This is a genomic window from Mycoplasmopsis pullorum, assembly GCF_001900245.1.
GTDB classification, from domain to species: Bacteria; Bacillota_I; Bacilli_A; order Mycoplasmatales; family Metamycoplasmataceae; genus Mycoplasmopsis; species Mycoplasmopsis pullorum.
Genome location: NZ_CP017813.1, coordinates 911,673 through 933,398 on the forward strand (window position 1 = coordinate 911,673; position 21,726 = coordinate 933,398).

Below are 21,726 nucleotides of genomic sequence, written 5' to 3' on the forward strand. Positions count from 1 at the left end.
TAATAAGAAAATGAACAGATTTTTCGCTATAGACAAACAAGATAATTTTTTATTTTTTGATGAGAAAGCACAAAAACATTTTAAAGTTCTACGTTTGGAACAAAAAGAGTTTGTCGGAGTTTTTGAGAATAATTTTTACTTATGTCGCTATGAAAATGGTAAAGGAGTAATTTTAGATTCAATTGATCAAAACCACGAATTACCATATCAAATCATTTTAGCAGCAGCAATTATTAAACTCGACCGTTTTGAGTGATTGCTAGAAAAAGCGACCGAATTAGGAGTTGACCAAATCGTACCAATTTGAAGTGAAAACACTGATTCAGAACTTGCAAAATTCAAATTTGAACGCAAAAGAGTTCGTTTTGAGGAGATTCTACTAAATTCAGCACAACAATCATTTCGTAACAAGGTTCCAACACTTATGCAAATTAATAAATACAGTGATTTTTTAAAAACTCAAGCTGATTTAAAAATTATTGCACATGAGAAAAATAATTATTTGAATCTAAATTTGACCAAATTAGCAAAAAACCAAAAAATTATTATTTTAGTCGGTCCTGAAGGTGGATTTTCTGAATCTGAAGTCGAAAAAGCACATGAAAATGGATATCATGTTGTGAGTTTAGGAAGTAGAATTTTACGTGCTGAAACTGCTTCAATTTATTTACTTGCACAATTAGGAGAAAATCATGGAGAAAAATAAAAAAGTATCATATTCAGAATTTCGTACTTTATTTGTCATTAAAGTTAAAAATACAATTGACCAAGAAAAAACCAAATTAGTTAAAGTTAAACGAAAAGGCGAAATTGCTAAACGTCAAAAGTTTATCACCTCATGTGAGAAATTACTAAATGAACTAAGCACTCGTGTTATTAAGGACTCAGATTTGGTTGCGAACAATAAAGTTTTTGACAAAATGAAATCTGAAGAAACGTTGCGAAAATTAATGCCACTTTTTACTTTTTTAGTGATTTTAATAGTAAGTGTCGCAATACTAATTACAGTTTTTGTAGTTAAAGATTATTCAAACAACTTATAAAGGAATCAAAATGGACTATCAAATTAGAATTAAATTATTAAAGAATTTAAAAAAAATAATTATTAAATATCAAGATGAAATTACAGTTGCTTTGCAAAAAGATTTAAATAAAGCGGAACATGAAACACTTTTTAGTGAAATTTATCCAGTTGTACGTGAAATAAATTATTTGATTAAACATACATGAAAATATAAAGACGTAAAATTAGCAAAATTACCAATTTTTTCAAAAAAAGGTTATGTTTATAGTCCGCGTGGTAACGTGCTAATTATGAATTCATGAAACTATCCAATCAATTTATTGTTTATTCCGCTTGCTGGTTCGATTGCTGCAGGAAATACTAACGTAGTAAAATTACATCCATTTGTTTTAGAATCGAAAAAAGTTATTGAAAAGATTTTAAATGAATTAGATCCACAAGAGCAATATATTAAAGTTGATGATAGTTACACCTTTGCAGATATGTTTGAATCACATAAAATTGATTTTCTATTTTTTACCGGAAGCTCAAAAACAGCAAGCAATTTGAAAAAATTAATCGACAAACATGATATTGAATACTGCTTTGAATTAGGTGGAAAATCACCTTTTATCGTGACACAATATGCTAATATTGATTTAGCAGTTGAACAATTTTTCTACGGAAAAATGCTTAATGGTGGACAAACTTGTGTTGCTCCGGATTATATTTTTATCGATGCAAAGGTCGCACAAACTTTTTCACTAAAATTGAATAAAAAAATCGATGACTTTTTCCAAAGTGAAGAAGATTGAAACAATGTTGCTCATTTAGTAAACGAACATACTCTTACACGTGTGATGAGTTATTTAGAAGATGGAAAAGCTGATTTTAATTTATTAAAAATTAAACCTCAAATTGTCCAAACGAATGATTTAACTGACGAAATTTATCACGAAGAAATTTTTGCACCAGTTGCTCCAATGTATATTTATAAAGAAATTTCTGAATTTGAACACGTTTATAATCAAAATCCAAATCCACTTGCTTTTTATTTATTTTCTAATAATAAAAATGATTGAAATTTCTTTAAACAATTTAAAGCTGGAAACTACATGATTAATTCAACTATTTCAATTTTAGATGATAATAGTTTAAGTTTTGGAGGTTACAAACAAAGTGGTTTTGGTCGTTACCGTGGTAAGGCTTCATATGAAATTTTTAGCGTCAAAAGTTCATATGTAAAAACTTATTTTGATCCTTATAAAACTTTTAAAATTCATCCTTATAAAACATGAAAAACTAAAATTTTGAAATTAATCTTAAAATTTAATGAATTTTCAGATTTGTAATTTTGACTAAATTTAACTAAAAAGTTAAAAAAGTGGTTTATTAAGAACAAAAATGCTGGTTATTTGCTAAAAAAAAAAAAAAGTAAACTAAAAAATTTATATAATTATTATGATATGCAAACAAAAAATACAAAATTAATTAAAATTCTTGTCGCAATAAGTTTAACTTCATTATTCTTATTCTTATTTTTTACTACGATTTGAATTATCGAATTTCAAACATTAACATTCACAAGTGATAAAATTCGTTCTATTGAAAATCAAGATTATGGATTTAATTTAAGTTCTCAAGATTTAAGACAAGTTTATGTTGCGACCGTTCAAAAATTAAAAATCTGAGTTTATTTAATCGGAGCTTCAACTGGATTCACAATTCTAAGTGGAGCATCTGCTGTTATTTTGAAATTAACAAGAAAATAAAAAACAAAATGAATCATTACGCTCTAGTAAACTGGAATTATTTTCAATTTAAACTAGGACTCGAAATATGGACATTCCATGTTTCGAGTTTTTTTATGTTTTTTTACAAAAAAAAAAAAAAAAAAACTAAAATTTTGGTATGAAGAAATTATTCATCACTTTATCATTGCTTTCTACAAGCATTTTAGTACCATCAGCAACTGGTTGCTACAATCAATCACAAACAAAACCAGATAAACCGGTTGAACCTGAAAAACCAAGCGAGCCAAAAGATGAGATCAAACTTCCTTATGTAAATGATCCTATTTCTAAGGAAAAATTACAAGTAAATAGCACAAGTTTAAATTTAACTTGAAAACAAAATGCAGACAGTTTATATTACAGTTTTTTCAATGACATTGTTGAATCAGCTCAAAATGACATTCCATCAGTTTTTATAAATCGTAATGCTGCACAAGTTTTCATTTCAGGTTTAATTTCAATAATTTCTCAACTAGAATTAAGTAAAAATTTAGACTACAAATACAATGATAATCTTTATTTAGTTGATGCGTCAGTATGAAATTATGCTAAGCGATTACAAAAAAATAATCGTTTTGACTTTAATACTCTTTTAACACAATATGGTGATATTGTTAAAGAAAATAAAGAAGTTGATATTGATAAAGGACGGATTTTAATTCTTGAAGATACTAAATACATTTCTGATCAAGAAAATCCATACAACGTTTTTCCTAGAAGTTTAAACGAACTACTTTTATATTTAAAACCATATTTAGATGCAGGTGTGCAACTTTTTGACTTTTTTATTCCAGATATTTCGTTTATCGGAATGCGAGATGAATTAAGAAATTGAATCATCAAGCATGCAAATAAAATCACTATTTTAAGTGATGGAAACGCACAACCTTATAAATTTATTAGAGATAATTATATTTCATGAAGTAAAAATCAAAAAACTCACTACACACGTGAAGAATTATTAAAATATTGAAACGAATTTAAAACTAGCGAAGGTTTAGATTTAAAAATTAATTACCATTTCTTTTATGGTTTAGATGACAAAATTAAAATTTACAACTTAAACAAAAACTATATTATTGAAATGAATGATAAATTCGATGAAAATAATATGAGCTGAGCAAAATTAAACATCAATGCATATCCACTAAATCCTAAAACAATCTATGAATATCTTGGTTTACCTGATTCAATTATCAATGATACTTATTTAAAAGTCAATAATTTATATGAACGTAGTTTCTTAGACTTTATTATTGAAGGATCACAAAACTATGATTCAAACAAGAAAAATCTCATTTTCATGGGATCATCATTGTTTAGAAAAACTGAAGAGGGTCAATGAAGATTCGAAACACAAAAATATGCATTAGATGAAATTCATGAATTCTTCGCAAAAATTCAAGAGTTATATCCAAAATCAGAATATAACTATTTCTTCAAACTTCATCCTGTTTATAATCTTGAAGATTCAAAAACTTACTTAAATTACTTGCTTGGTGAAAATGCAAATGATGCAATTTTATTAAATTCAGGAATTGCTTGAGAAAACATGCTTCTAGTTGATTATGAAAATATCAAGAATAATAAATCAATCTTATTTGATGAACAAGGAAATTCAAAAACTCAACTTTACGGAATACAAGGAACAACTACTGTCTTACTTTCGACAATGACTTTCTTAAGGGAATCATTTAATTGAGATAATGATAAAGTCAAATGATTTGTTGATATCCAAAACTTCCCTTTATCGAACACATTCAACATTGTTAAACGTGACATTCACTATAAAGATCCTGATAAAGCTTTTGAAGCAAATAAACAAGAAATGCGTAATGTTTATTACTATTTTACTTACTCAAAAGATTTTCCAACATCAAAAGAATGAATTGATATGCGTGAATTCTTAAAGCGTACAAAATAAAGTTTCCATTCGGAGACTTTTTTATTTTGCTTATACGGATAAATCAGCGAATGTGCAAAGTTCAAATTTGCTGAGTCAAGCAGATTTATTTTCGACACCAAAAATTACTTTTAACCGTATAATATAGTAAGTATGGAAATTTCACATGAACAATTTTTAATCAATCAAGCACTCAAACAAGGATTTAATGTTAAAGTTAGTGCTGTTGCTGGAAGTGGTAAGACTACCACAGTTTTATTAATTAGTAAGTTATTAAGTGACAAAAAGATTTTGTTTTTTACTTATAATCGACAATTAAAAGACGAAACGCAGGAAAAAATTATTTCGAATAAATTGTTTAACATTGATATTTTCACCTTTCACTCGTTTGCTCAAAATATTTATAACGTTCAAGCTAATACTGATGATGGTTTAGTTGAATTATTAACTAAAAATAAAACTAGCAATAACATTGATTATGATTTGATCGTAATTGATGAAGCTCAAGATTTAACACCGATTTATTATCATTTCTTATTAAAAATAATGAACGATAATCAAAACAAAAATTATCAAATTTTAATTCTTGGTGATGAAAGACAGTGTATTTATCAATTTTTAGGTGCAGATTCACGGTTTTTGACTCATGCAGATAAATTATTCGTTAATCAACATGAGTGAAAATTCCTATCTTTAAGTAAAAGTTATCGTTTAAGTAGTCAAATCGCTTCTTTTCTTAATGATATCTTTTTTAAAAAACAGTTAATTAAATCTGGTCGACTTAATTCTTACTCATCAATTAATTACTTACTAGTGCGGAATAACAATCATAAAAACGAAGGAATAACTGCATTAGCAAGCAAAATTTGTAAAAAAATTCATGAATATGGTGAAGAAAATATTTTTGTTTTAACTCCAACGACTAAAACTAATTATATTAATCTCTTAATAAAGAAAATTATTGAAATTAACGAAATTCTCTATGGAAATAAGGAAATCGCGATTTTTACTAGTTCAAATGAGACTGATAAATTAGTTGATTTGGAATTAATTAAGAATAAATTAGTAATTTCGACATTTCATCAAACCAAAGGACTTGAGCGTGAAGTTGTCTTTTTGCTTAATTTTGACGAAAGTTACTATGAACATTTTGCAGTTGATGCGAATAAGTTCGAATTAATGAATGTTACTTATGTTTCGGCAACTCGTGCAAAAACAGAATTATGATTAGTTCACGATGATCAATATCAGTTTATGCAATGAATTGACAAAAAAACTTTACTTGAGCATCCTTATGTGACTTTTCATAATCGCTTGAGCCTAGAAAAGATTCTAAAATTGAATGATGAGCAAGAAAATTCAAGCAAAGAATCGTCACATTGTACTGAAATTATTAAATTTTTAGATTTTAAGATTGATAATTTAATCAAAAGTAAATTTTCAATTCAAAGTTTTGAAACTGATAAGACTAAAATAAATGCTAAATCACTCAATAGCATTAATTCGTTTATTTATTTGAAAAAACTCAATAAGAGTATCAAAGAAGATGTGTCAAATATTAATGGAACATTAATTTCAATTTTGTATTTAATCAAGAAAGATATTAATCTTTTTGTTCAACATTTTCAAAGTTATTTAAAAATGCGTCTTTTTTCGAAAAATCCAAAACAAAAAATTAATTTTGATTCAAACATTTTGGAGAATATCGAATTTGCTTTAGCTAAATTACAATCATCAAGAGATATTCAATCTTTGCTTTATATTACGATGATTTATATGATTTTAAAATCTGGGAATATCGTTCAATTAAATTTAATCACCTATGATAGGTGTAATTGATTAAATTTTAATGAATTTGTTTTATTAAATAGTTTATTAGATAATATATTAGAAATTGAAAATTGTGATTTTGAAGTTCGATTTTCTTATCATGAGAAAAAATATGATTTTACCTTAGTTGGTGATGTTGATGCAATTGATCATGTCAATAAAATAGTTTATGAGTTTAAATTCACCAACGAAACTAAAATTGATCATTTTTATCAACTGATAACCTATCGATTTTTGATGCTGAAAAATGACTATGAAAAATATAAAGATTATAAATTTGTCGTCTATAATGTGCGTAAAAATGTCGCTTATGAATTAGTCATTAATGATGAATCTACCTATGAAATAGTTGATATTCTATTTCGATCGTTCTTAAATTTGAATCCAAAAAATTCACTCAGTGACGCGGAATTTTTCGACTATGTTTGCTATTTTAAACACTTAAATCTTTTAAGTAATAATTTGACATCTCAAATCAGTAATATTGAAAAAGATACACAATTAAAACAAAAAATAGAATTAATTGACCTAGTTGATAAGGATTTTTTAAATTCAATTAATTTTACTAGTTCGAATTTAATAATTGAACAAAAAAAATCAAATAAATATGTCATTTTAGATTTTGAAACGCTACATTATGATCAAATTCCAATTCAACTAGCTTTTTTAGTTATTCAAAATAATCAAATCATTGAAACTCAAAATTTATATTTTGAAATTGATAATGATATGAATTTAGAATTGTTTTGAGAATATGTCAATGTTGATCCAAGCAATTTAATCGATGCACCGCATTTTTTAGAACAGTGAGATAAAATCAAAAAATATTTTAATGGTGAATATATCATTATTGCTCACAATGCTCCTTTTGATATGCGAGTATTAAAAAAAGCCCTCAAAAAATATGATTTAGAAATATTAAATTTTGTATTTTTAGATAGTATCAAATTACTTAAAAAGTTAAAACCGAATCTTGCTTCTTATAGTCAACCAAAATTGTGTAGTTATTTTGGTATTGAATATGATGCTCATAACGCTTTAGCTGATGTGCAAGCATTATACCAACTCATCACTCTTTTTATTGATTTTGATGAAATTGATCAGTTAATTCAAGAAAATCCGAAATTACTCAATGATTTTTGAAACATTTAGCAATAAAAAAGACTTCATTTGTGGTGAAGTCTTTTTGTTTTATCATCATGATTTTGGTCAAGCTCAGTAATCTACATCTGATGAGTAAATTGATTTTTTGTACAAATCAGTAAGAAATGTTCCATCATGATAAAGTCAAATAAAATTAGTTTGAATAAATTCGTCAATGTGAGGACACTTTTCAAAAGGAAAAACTAATAATCAATTACTTAAAGGAATATCTTTAAGAAATCTCGCATTAACACCAATTGATCATTTAGCGTCATATCAAGACATTTTTAAAGTATCAGTTATAGAGTCAGATTTTTCACTTTGAAAATCTAATTTTTCCGATCAGATTTTAAATCTAAATGGAACCTTTTTTGTAATTCCTGAATTTGAGAAAAGTGAATTTAATTCTTGCAGTGCATTTTTATATTCATTAGGATTATTAAAAGTGAAAATTAACATTTCATATGGTTGTTCATATAATGTATCATTTTCAGTTTTGGTATCATATTCCATATGTGAAAGATCTAATTCTTTAAATAATTGTTCTGCTTCTTTAAATGATGAAATTTTTGGTAATCCTGAATTTTCGACATAAATTGTTAAACTAATAAATTTTGTGTAATCATATTCTCTGTGTTTATTTTGATGTGGCCGATAATAATCTAAATAAAAATGAATTTTTTTATCTTTAATTTGTTCCTTATAAATTTCATTTATTTGTCTTAAATGTTCAAAAACTTTATCAATTCGGAGTATTGTTTTGTGTAACATAGTTGTGTTATAAACATGATTGCTAAAGCTTATATTAGAAACATTTAATAAATTATTTATTCTTGTTACTAAACTAGTATTTAACTTTCCAAAGTTATCTACTGAATATTCTTGTTGATCATGATAATTTTTACCAATTAGGTATTTTACTATTTCTATTTCATTAGCATTAGATCAATCATATTCTTTTGGATAACGTTTTTCTAGATAGCTGGTATTTTTATTTTTTTGATTTCTCATTATCTTTTGGTTTTTCAGGATTTCATTCATACCATGGCCGATCGATAAAGGGTGGTCATGTAGGAAAATCATCTGAGAACTTTGGTGGTTCCTCAGAAAATTCTTCCTTCTTAGCACATTTTTCTGTAACACAACTTGGTAACATGAAAAAGCAAGACGAAGCAATAGTTAATAAAAGTATTTTTTTCATACTTTTCTCCTTTCATTCAACTAAGACTTGAATGAATTGAATATTTGTTGTAATAAGTTTACTTTTTATAATTTTAGAAAGGTTTTAGTATATGATAAAATGAATCATAAAACAATTAACAAAAGAATTTTATTTTATTCACCTTTCACTTTAATTATATTTTAAATGAACCTTAAAAGTTAAAAACCAAAGTATATTGCAAAGAAAATTTAACTAATATGAAATTTTTTTCATATATCCTATTGAGAATAAAATTTTTGTATGCCTTATTTATTTGCGTCTTGAAATGAATGGTCAAATTTTATTTTTTCAACGATAAAATAATCTAAATCAAAAATTAAAAAAGACTTCATTTATGGTGAAGTCTTTTTGTTTTATCATCATGATTTTGGTCAAGCTCAGTAATCTACATCTGATGAGTAAATAGATTTTTTGTATAGATTTAAAACAAATGTTCCCTTAATATCTCAAATGAAATTAGTTTGGATAAATTTATCAACATATTGGTATTTTCGAAGTGAAAAAGCTACTGATATGTCCTTTAATTTAATACCTTCAAAAAAACTAATGTTAATACCAATCGATCATTTAGCATTATATCAAGACATTTTTGATGTGTCGGTAATAGAGATAGAATTTTCACTTTCAAAATCTAGTTTTTTAGATCAAATTTTAAATCTGTAAGGAATCTTTCTTCTGACACCTAAACTAACAAAAAGAGAATTTAATTCTATAAGTGCATTTTTATATTCACTTGGACTATTAAAAGTGAAAACTACCATTTCGTATGGTTGTTCATATAATGTATTATTTTCAACTTTGGTGTCATATTCCATATGTGAAAGATTTGATTCTTTAAATAATTGTTCTGCTTCATTGAATGATGAAATTTTTGGTAATTCTGTATTTTCAAAATAAATCATTAAAGTAATATTTTGTTTTCAATCGAATTGATTATTTGTACTTAGGAGTGTACCAGAATATTCAAAGTAAAAATGAAGTTTCTTACCTTTCATTTGTTTTATTTGTCTTAAGAATTCAAAAACTTTATCAATTCTAAGTGATATTTTGTTTACCATTGTTACGTTGTATACACGATTGCTAAAACTTACATCAGCACCATTTAATAATTTTGAAATTCTTGTTTCTAAACTGAGACTTAATTTTCCATGAGTACTTGAATATTTTTGTTGATCATAGAAAACTTTACTTACTAGATATTTTGCAATTTCAACTTCACTAGCTTTAGATCAATCATAACTTTCTGGATAACGTTTTTCTAGAGTTTTAATAAGTTTTTCGAACAATTTATTTTTAATCTTTTGATTCTTATTATCTTTTGATTTTGAAGGATTTCATTTATTTTCTGGTTCAGAATCTTGTGTAGAATTTGGTTGATTTTCAACAGGTTCTTTTGGACTGTCTGGTTCTGCTTCTTTAGGTGTTTCTGAAACAGGTTCTTTTGGAGTATCTGGTTTGACTTCTTCCTTAGGTGTTTCTGAAACAGGTTCTTTTGGAGTATCTGGCTTATCATTTTTTGGTTTTTCAGGTTTAACATCTTCTTTAGATTTCTCTGAAACAGGTTCTTCTTTTTTAGTACATTTTTGTGCGACACAAATAGGTATCATAAAAATAGGTGAAGAAGCAAGAGTTAATAAAAGTATTTTTTCATAATATTCTCCTTTTATTTAGTTAAAGATTGAATGAATTGCATATTCGTTTTAATAAACTTACTTTTTCGTAATTTTAGAAAGGTTTGGTATATGCGAAAAACTCAAAAACAAAATCAATAATTTTATTTTGATTTACCTTTCATTTTAATTATATATATATATATATATATAACGAGTATTAAAAGTCAAAAACCAAAAAAATATTGCTAAAAAATTGAACTAATATGAAAATTTTTCATATACACTATAAAACACTAATATTATTTATTATTTGTGCTTATCGCTCATTCGTTTTTATGGTTGTGATAGTTATTTTTACATCAAATCAATCTAAGTCAAAAACAAAAATTGCTGATGATTTTGAATAATTTAAAATTAAAAAAGACTTCATTTGTGTGAAGTCTTTTCATTTTATCATCATCTTGGTCAAGCTAAATAATCTATATCTGATGAGTAAATAGATTTTTGTATATCTCATCAAGTTGTCAATCACTATTGCGTCCAACAAAATTGGTTTACATCATTCAGTGACTTACATAAAAATGAATATAGCTATTTAATAGTGGTTTTCGTTTTTAATCTCGATAAGACCTAATTTGGTATAAGGGTATTTGAGAAATACAAAACGAAAGAAGAACAAAAATACAAATCACACCAAACTAGAAAATAAAGTCTTAGTTTAATGTGATTTGTATTTTAAATTTGCTTAATTAATAAATCGAGCCCAATTAAAGCTGAATCATCACCATGTTCATCAAAAACAAAACGAACACTTTTGTATTGATTTTCTTCAGTGTACTCCGCAGCTTTTTCAATTGCTTTTTGTACGAATGTTTTATTTTTTAAAGAAATAGAACCACCAAAAGCAATGACTGATGGATTAATAAAAGCGAGTGTGGTTGCGATTGTCTTTGCTAAAACATCAATCCCCTCGTTAATAATTTGTTGAGCTAAAGGATTGTTATTTTCTGCTAAATCAAAAATTTCTTTAGTTGTTTTATTTTGTTGTGAATAATATTCATAACGCTTAACAATCCCATTACCACCAACGAATAATTCAGCAGATAAGGCTGGTAAGTGTAATCCGAATTCTTTTTTGTCCCCTAGGGGAATGTAAGCGATTTCTTGACCTAAATGATTAAAACCAGAAAAAATTTGGTTGTTAATAACTAAACCAGCCCCAAAACCGGTGCTGACTGTAAAAAATTGAGTAATTTCTTTATCACTTTGTTTAAAACGATAGTGGTTTGCTAAAGCCATTGCATTAGCGTCATTTTCAAAAACAATTTTGTTAATCTTTGTATTTTCTAATAAAAATTTTTTAACATTAAAATTGCTTCATCCAGCTAAATTTGGGGAATGTAATACAATTCCATTATCATAATCAGCCGGACCCGGGATACATAAAGCTAATGAAGTAATTTCGTGTTTTTTAATTAATTCAACTAAATTGTTTAATGTCTTAATCGGATCATTTGCATCAGTATTAAAACGTTCTTTATGTATTACTTTTAAGTCCTTAACTAAGGCGAAACGCGTGTTAGTACCACCAATATCAACCACCGCATATTTTTCTGAATTCATTGTTACTCCTTATTTATTAATTGATGTTTTTAAAGTAACTAATCACCGAGTCTAAATTAAGTTCGCTAGTATCGTGTAAAACTAATGAAGCTTTAGAGAAATCAACTCCTGAGTGATAGTCAAACGCAATTGCTTTAACACCTGCTCCGACTATTGATTCTACACCAGAAACTGCATCTTCTAATCCAATACATTCTTCTTTAGGAACTCCGATTAGTTCATAGGCTTGAATGTAAATATCTGGAGCCGGTTTACCTTTAGCAACATTTGCAGGATTTACAATTGCATCAAAATAATCGTAGACGTTCAACTTTTTAAGAATAAAAGGTGCATTATAGCTACTTGATGCTATTGCTAATTTTATACCTTTATTTTTGGCATCAATAATGAATTTTTTAATATTTGGTAATAAATAAGTTTCATCTAATTCTTGTTTTAATAATTCCACATAAAGCTCATTTTTTTCATGAGCAAGCGAATTTAAAAATTCTAGTTCATAAGTTGCTTGTGGTTGTTTTAATTTAATAATTTCTTTAAGCGTATCAATTCTTGGTAATCCACGTAAATTTTCGTTTTCAGCTTCAGTATAGTCAATTCCAATTTTTTTAACCACCTTAGCTCATGACTTATAATGAATTTTAGCTGTGTCAGTAATTACTCCATCTACGTCAAATAAAATACCTTTAATTTGCATATTAAAGACTAAACTCCTTGCTTATATTATTAATAATTTCTTCTTTATTTTTAATCATAAGTTTTAATTCTTTGTGTGCGCTTAAAGTTTTAATTTTTAATTTATCTTGAGTAACATGCACTTCAAAAGTTACACCTTGATACATTGCGCGATATTTCAGTGAAGTCCAGTTTTTTGGTAAATTAGGATTTAATGAAACCTTGTTATTGCTTCAAGTTAAACCACCAAAACCAAAAACGATCATTTGTCAAATTGCTGCTAAACTTCCGCCATGAATTCCGGCATTAGAAGTGTGCATTGCAGGTCCAAAGTCTACATTAATTCCATATTTAAACAATTCATATGCTTTTTCGATTTTTTTCAAACGTGCCGCTTCAATTGCATAAGTTGCAGCACTTAAACTTGAATCGTGTGTGGTAATTGCTTCATAATAGTCAAAATTCTTGCTTCTTTCTTCTAAAGTGAACGACTCAGGAAAAATACTTGTTAAAAGTACCACATCAGCTTGTTTAACTAATTGTGAACATAGTCTTTTGTGTCCTTCTTGAGTACTAAAAAGTTTTTTACCAGCGTCCCCTAACATTTGGAATGGAGACACATCAATTAAAGGAAGAGATAAGAATTGATCATTTTCTGCAATAATTAAATCCTGATTTGGTTTTTGTTGCTTCAAGTGTTTTGATACTTTTTTCATTTTAGCAACATCAAACTTATAAGGGATTTGTTTAATAATTTTATCAAGTAAATGTGGACGAGTTTTTTTCAATTTACTCATGTATTCAAGTGCTAAATCAATATTAAATTTAGCCATATAGTTAATAAAAGCATTATTATCGATATTACCTTTATATTCATTTGGTCCCATAACGTCGCGAATTTCATAGGTACCATTTTCCTGTAATTCAGCACGATTAGAATAGAACACAGCAGTTTCAATAATCATTTGATAACCATATTTTTCCATGAATACGTCATCATTAGTGAAATTGTAGTATTGGTTAACTGCAAAAGCAACATCTGAAGATACGTGAATTTCTTGTCTACGTGAAGCAATTGGAACTTGCACACCACTAACTACGTCTGCTTGTCCCCAGTATGGACACACTTCTCCATCAGTTGGTCAGGCCATTTCTCAAGGATATTGTGCTCCTAGCAATTTACTTTCTTCAAGTCTTTCCTTGGTTTCATACGCTTTAGCACGTGCTCCTTTAAGACCTTTGAATCTATAAACAAGTAAGTTTCGAGCAACTTTAGGATCAGTAAATAAATAATTTGGATTGATAAAAAATTCAGTGTCCCAGTAAGTGTGACCTTGGTATCCCTCACCAGATAAACCTTTAGCCCCTACGTTTAAATTAGTTGATTCTTTTGGTACAAAGTTATTTAAGTGGAAAATACTAAAATCAAGTGCTAAAGAATCCATTTTACTTTCTTCATCACCTTCAATTTCGACAAAGAATTGATTTCAAACTTTCTTATTCATTTCTTGAATTGATTCAACTTTTAATTTGTCATAGCTACTTGAAAGTAAAAATTCATGTAATTGATCTGATTTTTCTAATACTATTGGCTCTACTAATAAGTGTGAATGATGGTCCACACTGGTATTAACTGACATTAATTTTTCTAAAACAAATTCATCCCCAGCTTTGGCTTTTGATTTGATTTTAAAGAAAATATAACGACGTTGAATGTCAATTACATAATCGTCATTTCCACCTTTGATTAATTCTCCGTTTTTGTAGAACTTAGTTACTAAGTTGTGGACAGCTACACGTTTTGAAATTGTCGTTTTTTGGACCATTTTCAACGATTCTGTGGTTGGTCTAGTTTTGAGTCCCTCTTCAAAGTGTTGTGTCCCAGTATTTGTAACTTGTCCATTAATCCCGGGTTGCAACATTACTTCAACTTGATCTTTTGCGAATAACTCTAAAACTTTAATTTTGATTTTTTGAGCATAAACGTTTTTGTTACTTTGAGATACAAATCTCTCAAAAGTTAATAAGAAACGTCCACTTTCACGAACAATTTCCACTTCACGCACTAAAACTCCGTCACGAATGTGAAGTGTTTTAGTATATTTATCTTCTTTTAATACTTGAAAATTCTCTCCATCTAGATAAATTGGTGTTTGGATTAAATCAGCTAAATTAGCTAATTCAGGTACTTCTTTTTTAGTGTCACGATTAAAAATACCATTAACAAAAAAGTCTTCTTTATTGTAAATCGCTTTTTCTTCATCAACACTACGAATCCCTAAATAACCGTTACCAAGCGAAAAAATACTTTCAGTTTTACCAGTTACTTTTGGATCAAATTTAACTTGTGAAATAGTTTTATTTAAGGTATCATACTTTAAAAAATTCATTTATTACTCCTTAATTAATAGAATTGACTCATATGGTCTTAAAACATTTGTTACTAGTTTATTATCTTCATATGATGATAAAATTTGATTTCCGTCAATTTCTTGTTCTAAATTTAATTCTTTATTAGTCATATTAATTAGCACTTTTAAGACTTTATTAGTGTCTTGTGCAAATCTGGTTAATAAAATTGAACCGTCATTTTGCAATTCAATTTTTGCTTCTCCATACACGATTAAGTCATGGAAATCAACCTTACGCATTTTAATAATTTTTTTGTAGAAATTCAAGATGCTATTTGCATTTTTTAGATCATTTTCAACATTAATTTCACTACTACTACGTCCTAATTTAATTCAAGTTTCTTCACCTTTGTTAAATCCAGAATTAATTTGGTCATTTCATTGCATAATCACACGACCTGCATCACGTGAGTTAATGTTTGAATAAAGTAACATTTCACTTTCGCTGTAAGTTTTATCTTTGTCCACAAAATTCTCAAAAGCATTGTAAGTGTCCACATCTCTAAATTCATTACGAGCATTAAATTCAGTATTTAACATACCAATTTCTTCACCATAATAGATGCAAGGTACACCTTTAAGCATCATTAAAAATAGAGCGTGTGTTTTAGCACTTTGACTTCTAAAAAATGTTTCATTCCCTCATCTTGAAACACTGCGAGAAGTGTCATGATTTGATAAGAAGTTAGTAATCATATGTGGTTTAACTTTAGTTGATTCTTGAAATGGTTTTTGTTGATAAACAAATTCGTGATAATTTCAATTTGCATCATATCCATTACGTCCGGTTTTACGACCTCATCCGATTCATCATCAAGCAAAGTTAAAGTAATTATCAGCAACTTTATCAGGTCCATCACCATATTTTAAAAGTTCTTCATAAGAGATACCACTTGATTCACCAAGTACGTATGCATCTGGTTTATCACTAAAAGCAATTTCATTGAATTTTCTAAGCGATTCAACTGCACCGTCACATCAAGCAAAAGCAGGGTTATTTTCAACAGTTTTAAAATCTTTGGCTACATGTTTAATTGCATCTAATCTAAAACCTCTAACACCTAAGTCATATCAAAATTGAATCACATCGCTGATTGCATTAATTGTATCTGGATGATTTCAGTTTAAATCAACTTGCTCTTTTGCAAATAAATGGAAGTAATATTTATTAACACTCGGAACATATTCTCAAGCATTACCACCAAAAATACTTGTCGCTTTAGCTTCGAATTCACTTAATTTTTCACGTCAAATAAAGTAGTTATGTTCGACATTTTCTACTGATTCACAGGCTTTTTTAAATCATTCATGTTCATTTGATACGTGATTTAACACAATGTCCATAATAATATCAATATTTCTTTTTTTGGCTTCTTGTGTTAACTCTTTAAAATCTTCAAGTGTTCCAAATTGTTTTCAAACACTTTTATAGTCCAATACATCGTATCCTGCATCAACAAAGTTAGTTTTGTAAATTGGACATAATCAAATTGCATTAATTCCTAAATCTTGTAAGTAATCAAGTTTAAGTGTAATACCTTTTAAATCACCGTCTCCATCGTTATTTGAATCATAAAACGATCTAGGAAAAATTTGGTAAATTACTTTATCCTCTAATTTAATTGTTTTCATCAGAATGCTCCTTTAATAAAATTAATGATGAATGCGATTCTAAAATTTCTTTTGAATCAATTGGATTAATTTTGCTATTAAATAAAACTTTGTAATTATTAAAGTTGTATTTAAAATCATTGTCGCTAAAATTGTGTGCTACTAAAACTTCACCAGCAATGTCGCTAACATTAAAAATCAAAATCCCTTGTTCGATATCTACTAGCTTAAACTTAACTGAATTGTTAATTTTTTCATTCATGTCTAAACGAAAGAAAGGTGTTGAATTTCTAAATTCATTTAACTGTTTCAAGAATTCGAAAATTAATTCTTTAATCATTGGATTTTTTAAATTATTTCATTTGAGTTCATTAGTGTAATCACTTGTTTTATAAGAATTTGACTGAACCATATCATAATCTGGTTTAAGGTTAAAAAAGTCATAACTAACAATTTTGTGTCCCCGGTGGACTTCTTCACCAGAAATATCAAGTGGTTTAGTCTGAGCTAATTCTGTACCAGCTAAATACAACTTACGTCCCTGTGTTGCAGTTGTTAAAATCAAGGCTTGACGGTAAGCTTCGATACAACGCTCAAAACTTCATTCTTTTCCTTGTGTGATAATCTTATCTCACAATGTTAATCCATCATGACAAGCATTATACGAAAGTGTGATGTTAATATCATTTGCAAAAACATCATATTCACTATTACTATGCGGAATATCATTTCAGTCATAATTTTTAATATTCCCAGTAACTGAAGTGACATATCTTAAAAATTGGTTTTGATTATGTTCGATAATCAGGCCTTTTTGTGTTGAATCATTTTCATTTACACCTATAGCATCGCGAATTGTATCGTTAAAATATGCGAATTTATAATCATTACCTTTAGTACCTTTAATTCAACTTTTTTCAAATGGTAAATCACTAAATGGTCACGCTTCACCGTGAAGTACAATATTAGGTTTGATTTTTCGTAATTCTTGAGAAAGTTCAGCTAAAGTGTCTCCATCAATAAAGCAAGATAAATCAAATCTAAAACCATCAACATCAAAAGTTTTGACAAAATATTTTAAACTATCAATTATTAACTTACGCACCATTTTTCTTTGTGAGGCTAAAGGTGGTAAATTAACTGGCGTTACTTTAGCATTATCTCTAAAGTAATAACCAGGGATAATATTGTCCATAATTGAATTTGTCATCATGTGATTATAAACAACATCTAAAATCACACCAATACCACTTTTGTGTGCACTATCCACTAAGTTGGCAAATTCATTAATGCGACCTTGAGGGTTTTTGGGATTAGTTGAGTAAAATCCATTAATACTAAAATAGTTGTGCGGATCATAACCTCAATTATAATTGGTCACTCATCCTTGAGCTTCCCCTTTTGGGATAAAACGTGTCCCCAGGTCGTTAATTGTATAAGTAGATTGAATTGGTAAAAATTGCACATGTGTAAAATTCAATTCTTTTAAATATTCAAAAACTTTATTGTCCGCTAAAGTACTAAAGGTTGAATTTAAACCGTCCCCAGCTGGGGCAAAATCACGAATATTTAACTCATACACAAGTGGATCAACACCATTATTTAAAGCTGACTCTAATTTTTTAATTTTTGGTAAATTTTCAACTTCAAAAGGTAAAATAGCTCCTAAAGCAACTTTGTTTTCTTGTCCTTTTCAATTAAAAGGTGCTAAACTAATGCAATAAGGATCTAATGCTAATGTCACTGTTGAATCTTGATGAGTAATTCGATAACGATAATAATAATTTAAGTATTTTTTTGGTAGTTCAATTGACCAAACTGGTTTATTAAAGTTCATTTCAAAAACTTCAAAATTATCTTCATTTTCATAGTCTGGATAAATCAAAATTTCGGCTTTTTTTGCAATTGGTTGTCAAAGTTTAATGACTAATTTTTCATTAACAAAATGAACACCTAAATCATCTTTTTCATAAAAATGAATTTCATCAAATTCTTTAAAAAAATCATCATTTTTTCCAATTAAATTCATAGCTATTAAATTTTATATTTTATGTAAAACAAAACAGAAAAAACGCGTTTTTCTTGACATATCAAATGTTATATACAAAGAAAAAATAATAAAAAAACGCTATTTTATAGCGTTTTTAGATTTTAATGATTTAAAAAAATGGAAAATTTTTCAGATTTATCCTTTTGTGGTAAAACTTTATTGTTTTGCTGAAAATTCTTGATGAAAGAAAATGAAGTTTTCCGGTTTAATAAAATACTTACCAGCAATTGAAATACTTTCATCGTCGTAACCAAAAAAGTATACAACAACTAACTCATCGCGATCATATAATTTAATTTTTTCGTATTTTAATTTATAAACAATATTACTAATTCCGTTTTGGTCGTTTAATAAGTCTAAGAGTGGTTGATTTAGATTTGGAACTTGATCATCTCTTAAATATTTCTTTGATAAATAAATTTCTGATTTGGCAATCATTTCTTGATTCAAAAAGTATTCTTTTTCAAAAAAACGAAATCCTTGAATAAAAATAATGTTATCTTCAACAGTTCATTCAGGTAATTGGTCAGTTTGTATCTCTCAACCACGTTCAGAGTCCGCACCAAGCATATATCCTAAAGGTTTAATTAAATTATGAAAATTTTCAGCAACAAAGTGTCCCCTCTTACTGATTGAGTACACCGCACCTAATGATTCGAGTTTATTATAAGCAGAAATTACAACACTACGTGAACAATCGAATTTAGCCATTAAAGCATGTTCACTTGGCATTATTCGATTTGTTGGAACTTTTTTGGTTTTAATTAAATCCATTAAATAGTCAATAACTATTTGAGTCTTTTTAATTTCTTTTGACATAATTTTATTATTATATTTAATTTTTGAATATTTTACTACTTGGAAATTCAAATTCTCAAAAGTTTATGGTAATTTATCAATTAGCTAAGATACCAAATCAACAAATCCTCATCGTCCCCAGTAGGGACAGTAAATAAAAAAAACACAAAATTTAATTAAAAAACTTTGTGTTTTGATTTGTTTTGATAATTTTGTATTTTAAGATTTTAAGATATCTTCACGAAACGCTTTTTTCAAGATAAAGTCATTTGTTACGTATCCATACGATTTTTTTGCAATAACAGAAATGACTAAAGAGAAAAATGAACTAAAAAGTACGATTCATCCTTCGGTGTATGAAATTGATGCTAACATATCTTTATAATAAGATTCGGTACCATTTAATTCAAATATGGCTGTCCGTTTCGCTTCGACTGGTTTGAGTGCAATCAAGAAAAAGGTTACAGCGAAAATAAATCCAAATAAACTAATTAGTGAATTAAATAGAAATTCAGCATTTGATTTATTTGAAAATAGTAAGTATAAACTAATTACACTAATTAAAATACAAATACTAAAACTGGTTTGTAGCACAATAAACATTCCAAGGAAAACATATCTTAATTGATAAGTTGTTGAGTTTTCTAACACTGATTCTTCGATTAATTCCGGTGTGCTAAAGGTTTCTGGATTATAGTAACCTTGTTTTAATCATTCAATTTCGACTGGAATTCGAGCTCAAAATCTTGCAGAAAGAATAGTTAATAAAGCAATGTTAATACAACTAAAAATAACAATTAGAATTAATAAAATTTTTCGTTTGGTATATGAGTGAAATAATTTTGAGAGCATTAATTAATCCGAACTTCAGTTTTAGCATCAAAAATGTGGATTCTTGATTCGACAAAACTGATGTAAATTGTAGAATATAACACATATTCTTCGCTATTACTTGCATTAATAATCAATTCTAGTTCCTCACTAATGCTGCAAGCGATTAATTGATCTTTACCGATTAATTCAATGTTTGAAATTTTTGCTGCAAAACTATTTTTAATTGCTTCTTTGGAAATTTTAATATCTTCACTTCTAAATCCAATCACCAATTCTTGATTTTGGTGAACCTTACCAACCACATCTTGGGGAATAGCCAAAGTAATTTTTCCATCTTCAGAAATGATTTGTCCATCCTTAACAGTCGCTTTAAAAGTATTCATTGTTGGTGAACCGATGAATTTAGCTACGAATACGTTAGCTGGTTTAAAGTATAAGTCCCTTCCGGTACCACTTTGCTGAATTTTTCCATCGTTAAATACCACGATTTGATCCCCCATCGTCATGGCCTCTAATTGGTCGTGAGTAACATAAATGCTTGTGGTATTAAGCATACGGTGGATTGCAACAATTTCACGACGCATGCTTTCTCTTAGTTTTGCATCCAAGTTTGAAAGTGGTTCATCCATCAAGAATACTAACGGTTTACGTGCAATCGCACGTCCAATTGCTACACGTTGTCTTTGTCCACCAGATAAATCACGTGGTTTACGGTATAAATATTCGTCAATTTTTAGAATTTTAGCAACGTCTTTAACACGACGGTCGATTACATCTTTCCGTTCTTTTGCGATTTTTAGTCCAAAACTAATATTGTTATACACATTCATGTGTGGATATAGAGCATAAGATTGAAAGACCATGGCAATATTACGTTCACTAGGAAGTAAATTGTTGTATCTTTTATCGTTAAATAATAAATCACCTTTAGTTATTGAGTTCAGTCCAGCAATCATTCTTAATAAAGTTGTTTTACCACATCCACTTGGTCCTAAAAAGATGCAGAAAGTACCTGGTTTAATTTCAAGGTTAATATTTTCTAAAGTATACTTTTCATTACCTTCGTATTTTTTTGATAAATTAACCAATTTAATGTGTGCACCATTATTTTTTGATGTCACTTCACCAACTTCATTCAGCATTTTGTCTAAATCAAGTTGTTCAAAATTAAATTCATTATCAATTGCTAGATTCATATCGTTTGTTTTATTTTTAAACAT

General features: G+C 27.8%; 17 protein-coding genes. 6 read left to right on the forward strand and 11 right to left on the reverse strand.

Going from position 1 to position 21,726, the window contains the following annotated elements:
• The first annotated feature begins 10 nt into the window (after positions 1-10).
• From BLA55_RS03715 to BLA55_RS03740, 6 genes are all read left to right on the forward strand, one after another.
• On the forward strand, positions 11-706 hold the full coding sequence (locus BLA55_RS03715; protein ID WP_073372735.1) for a 16S rRNA (uracil(1498)-N(3))-methyltransferase: 696 nt from the start codon (positions 11-13) through the stop codon (positions 704-706).
• Positions 693-1,043 (forward strand): hypothetical protein, encoded by a 351-nt coding sequence (locus tag BLA55_RS03720; protein WP_073372736.1) that lies wholly within the window; start codon positions 693-695, stop codon positions 1,041-1,043. Before BLA55_RS03715 ends, BLA55_RS03720 begins: the two co-directional genes overlap by 14 nt.
• A 10-nt stretch (positions 1,044-1,053) precedes the next feature.
• Positions 1,054-2,355, forward strand: a complete 1,302-nt coding sequence (locus BLA55_RS03725; RefSeq protein WP_073372737.1) for an aldehyde dehydrogenase family protein — start codon at positions 1,054-1,056, stop codon at positions 2,353-2,355.
• Positions 2,356-2,469: 114 nt separating this feature from the next.
• Positions 2,470-2,775 carry a hypothetical protein gene (locus BLA55_RS03730; protein WP_157089930.1) on the forward strand — a complete coding sequence of 102 codons (306 nt, stop codon included), beginning with the start codon at positions 2,470-2,472 and terminating at the stop codon, positions 2,773-2,775.
• 139 nt (positions 2,776-2,914) lie between these two features.
• The gene (locus BLA55_RS03735; RefSeq protein WP_073372739.1) at positions 2,915-4,720 is read left to right on the forward strand and encodes a hypothetical protein; all 1,806 of its coding nucleotides are present in this window, start codon (positions 2,915-2,917) and stop codon (positions 4,718-4,720) included.
• A gap of 132 nt (positions 4,721-4,852) precedes the next feature.
• Positions 4,853-7,681, forward strand: a complete 2,829-nt coding sequence (locus BLA55_RS03740; RefSeq protein ID WP_073372740.1) for a UvrD-helicase domain-containing protein — start codon at positions 4,853-4,855, stop codon at positions 7,679-7,681.
• 39 nt (positions 7,682-7,720) lie between these two features.
• Here BLA55_RS03740 and BLA55_RS03745 read toward each other — a convergent pair whose 3' ends face one another.
• The 11 genes from BLA55_RS03745 to BLA55_RS03795 all read right to left on the reverse strand — a co-directional run bounded on the left by BLA55_RS03745 (position 7,721) and on the right by BLA55_RS03795 (position 21,726).
• Positions 7,721-8,683 (reverse strand): hypothetical protein, encoded by a 963-nt coding sequence (locus BLA55_RS03745; protein ID WP_073372741.1) that lies wholly within the window; start codon positions 8,681-8,683, stop codon positions 7,721-7,723.
• Complete coding sequence (locus BLA55_RS03750; RefSeq protein WP_073372742.1) at positions 8,664-8,873, reverse strand: hypothetical protein; 210 nt, start codon at positions 8,871-8,873, stop codon at positions 8,664-8,666. Before BLA55_RS03750 ends, BLA55_RS03745 begins: the two co-directional genes overlap by 20 nt.
• Before the next feature lie 374 nt (positions 8,874-9,247).
• Entirely contained in the window at positions 9,248-10,501 is a 1,254-nt protein-coding gene (locus tag BLA55_RS03755; protein ID WP_073372743.1) for a hypothetical protein, read from the reverse strand.
• Between the two features lie 741 nt (positions 10,502-11,242).
• Positions 11,243-12,130, reverse strand: a complete 888-nt coding sequence (locus BLA55_RS03760) for an ROK family protein (RefSeq protein ID WP_073372091.1) — start codon at positions 12,128-12,130, stop codon at positions 11,243-11,245.
• Between the two features lie 16 nt (positions 12,131-12,146).
• Positions 12,147-12,824, reverse strand: coding sequence for a beta-phosphoglucomutase (pgmB, locus tag BLA55_RS03765; RefSeq protein WP_073372092.1), 678 nt, complete (start codon positions 12,822-12,824; stop codon positions 12,147-12,149).
• A 1-nt stretch (position 12,825) separates the two neighbouring features.
• Positions 12,826-15,192 carry a glycosyl hydrolase family 65 domain-containing protein gene (locus tag BLA55_RS03770; protein ID WP_073372093.1) on the reverse strand — a complete coding sequence of 789 codons (2,367 nt, stop codon included), beginning with the start codon at positions 15,190-15,192 and terminating at the stop codon, positions 12,826-12,828.
• 3 nt (positions 15,193-15,195) lie between these two features.
• On the reverse strand, positions 15,196-16,845 hold the full coding sequence (locus tag BLA55_RS03775) for an alpha-amylase family glycosyl hydrolase (RefSeq protein WP_073372094.1): 1,650 nt from the start codon (positions 16,843-16,845) through the stop codon (positions 15,196-15,198).
• Positions 16,832-18,853, reverse strand: a complete 2,022-nt coding sequence (locus BLA55_RS03780) for an alpha-amylase family glycosyl hydrolase (RefSeq protein WP_073372095.1) — start codon at positions 18,851-18,853, stop codon at positions 16,832-16,834. Before BLA55_RS03780 ends, BLA55_RS03775 begins: the two co-directional genes overlap by 14 nt.
• Before the next feature lie 177 nt (positions 18,854-19,030).
• The gene (locus tag BLA55_RS03785; protein WP_073372096.1) at positions 19,031-19,693 is read right to left on the reverse strand and encodes a GntR family transcriptional regulator; all 663 of its coding nucleotides are present in this window, start codon (positions 19,691-19,693) and stop codon (positions 19,031-19,033) included.
• A gap of 198 nt (positions 19,694-19,891) precedes the next feature.
• Positions 19,892-20,524, reverse strand: coding sequence for a hypothetical protein (locus BLA55_RS03790; RefSeq protein ID WP_073372097.1), 633 nt, complete (start codon positions 20,522-20,524; stop codon positions 19,892-19,894).
• Positions 20,524-21,726 carry an ABC transporter ATP-binding protein gene (locus BLA55_RS03795; protein ID WP_073372098.1) on the reverse strand — a complete coding sequence of 401 codons (1,203 nt, stop codon included), beginning with the start codon at positions 21,724-21,726 and terminating at the stop codon, positions 20,524-20,526. Before BLA55_RS03795 ends, BLA55_RS03790 begins: the two co-directional genes overlap by 1 nt.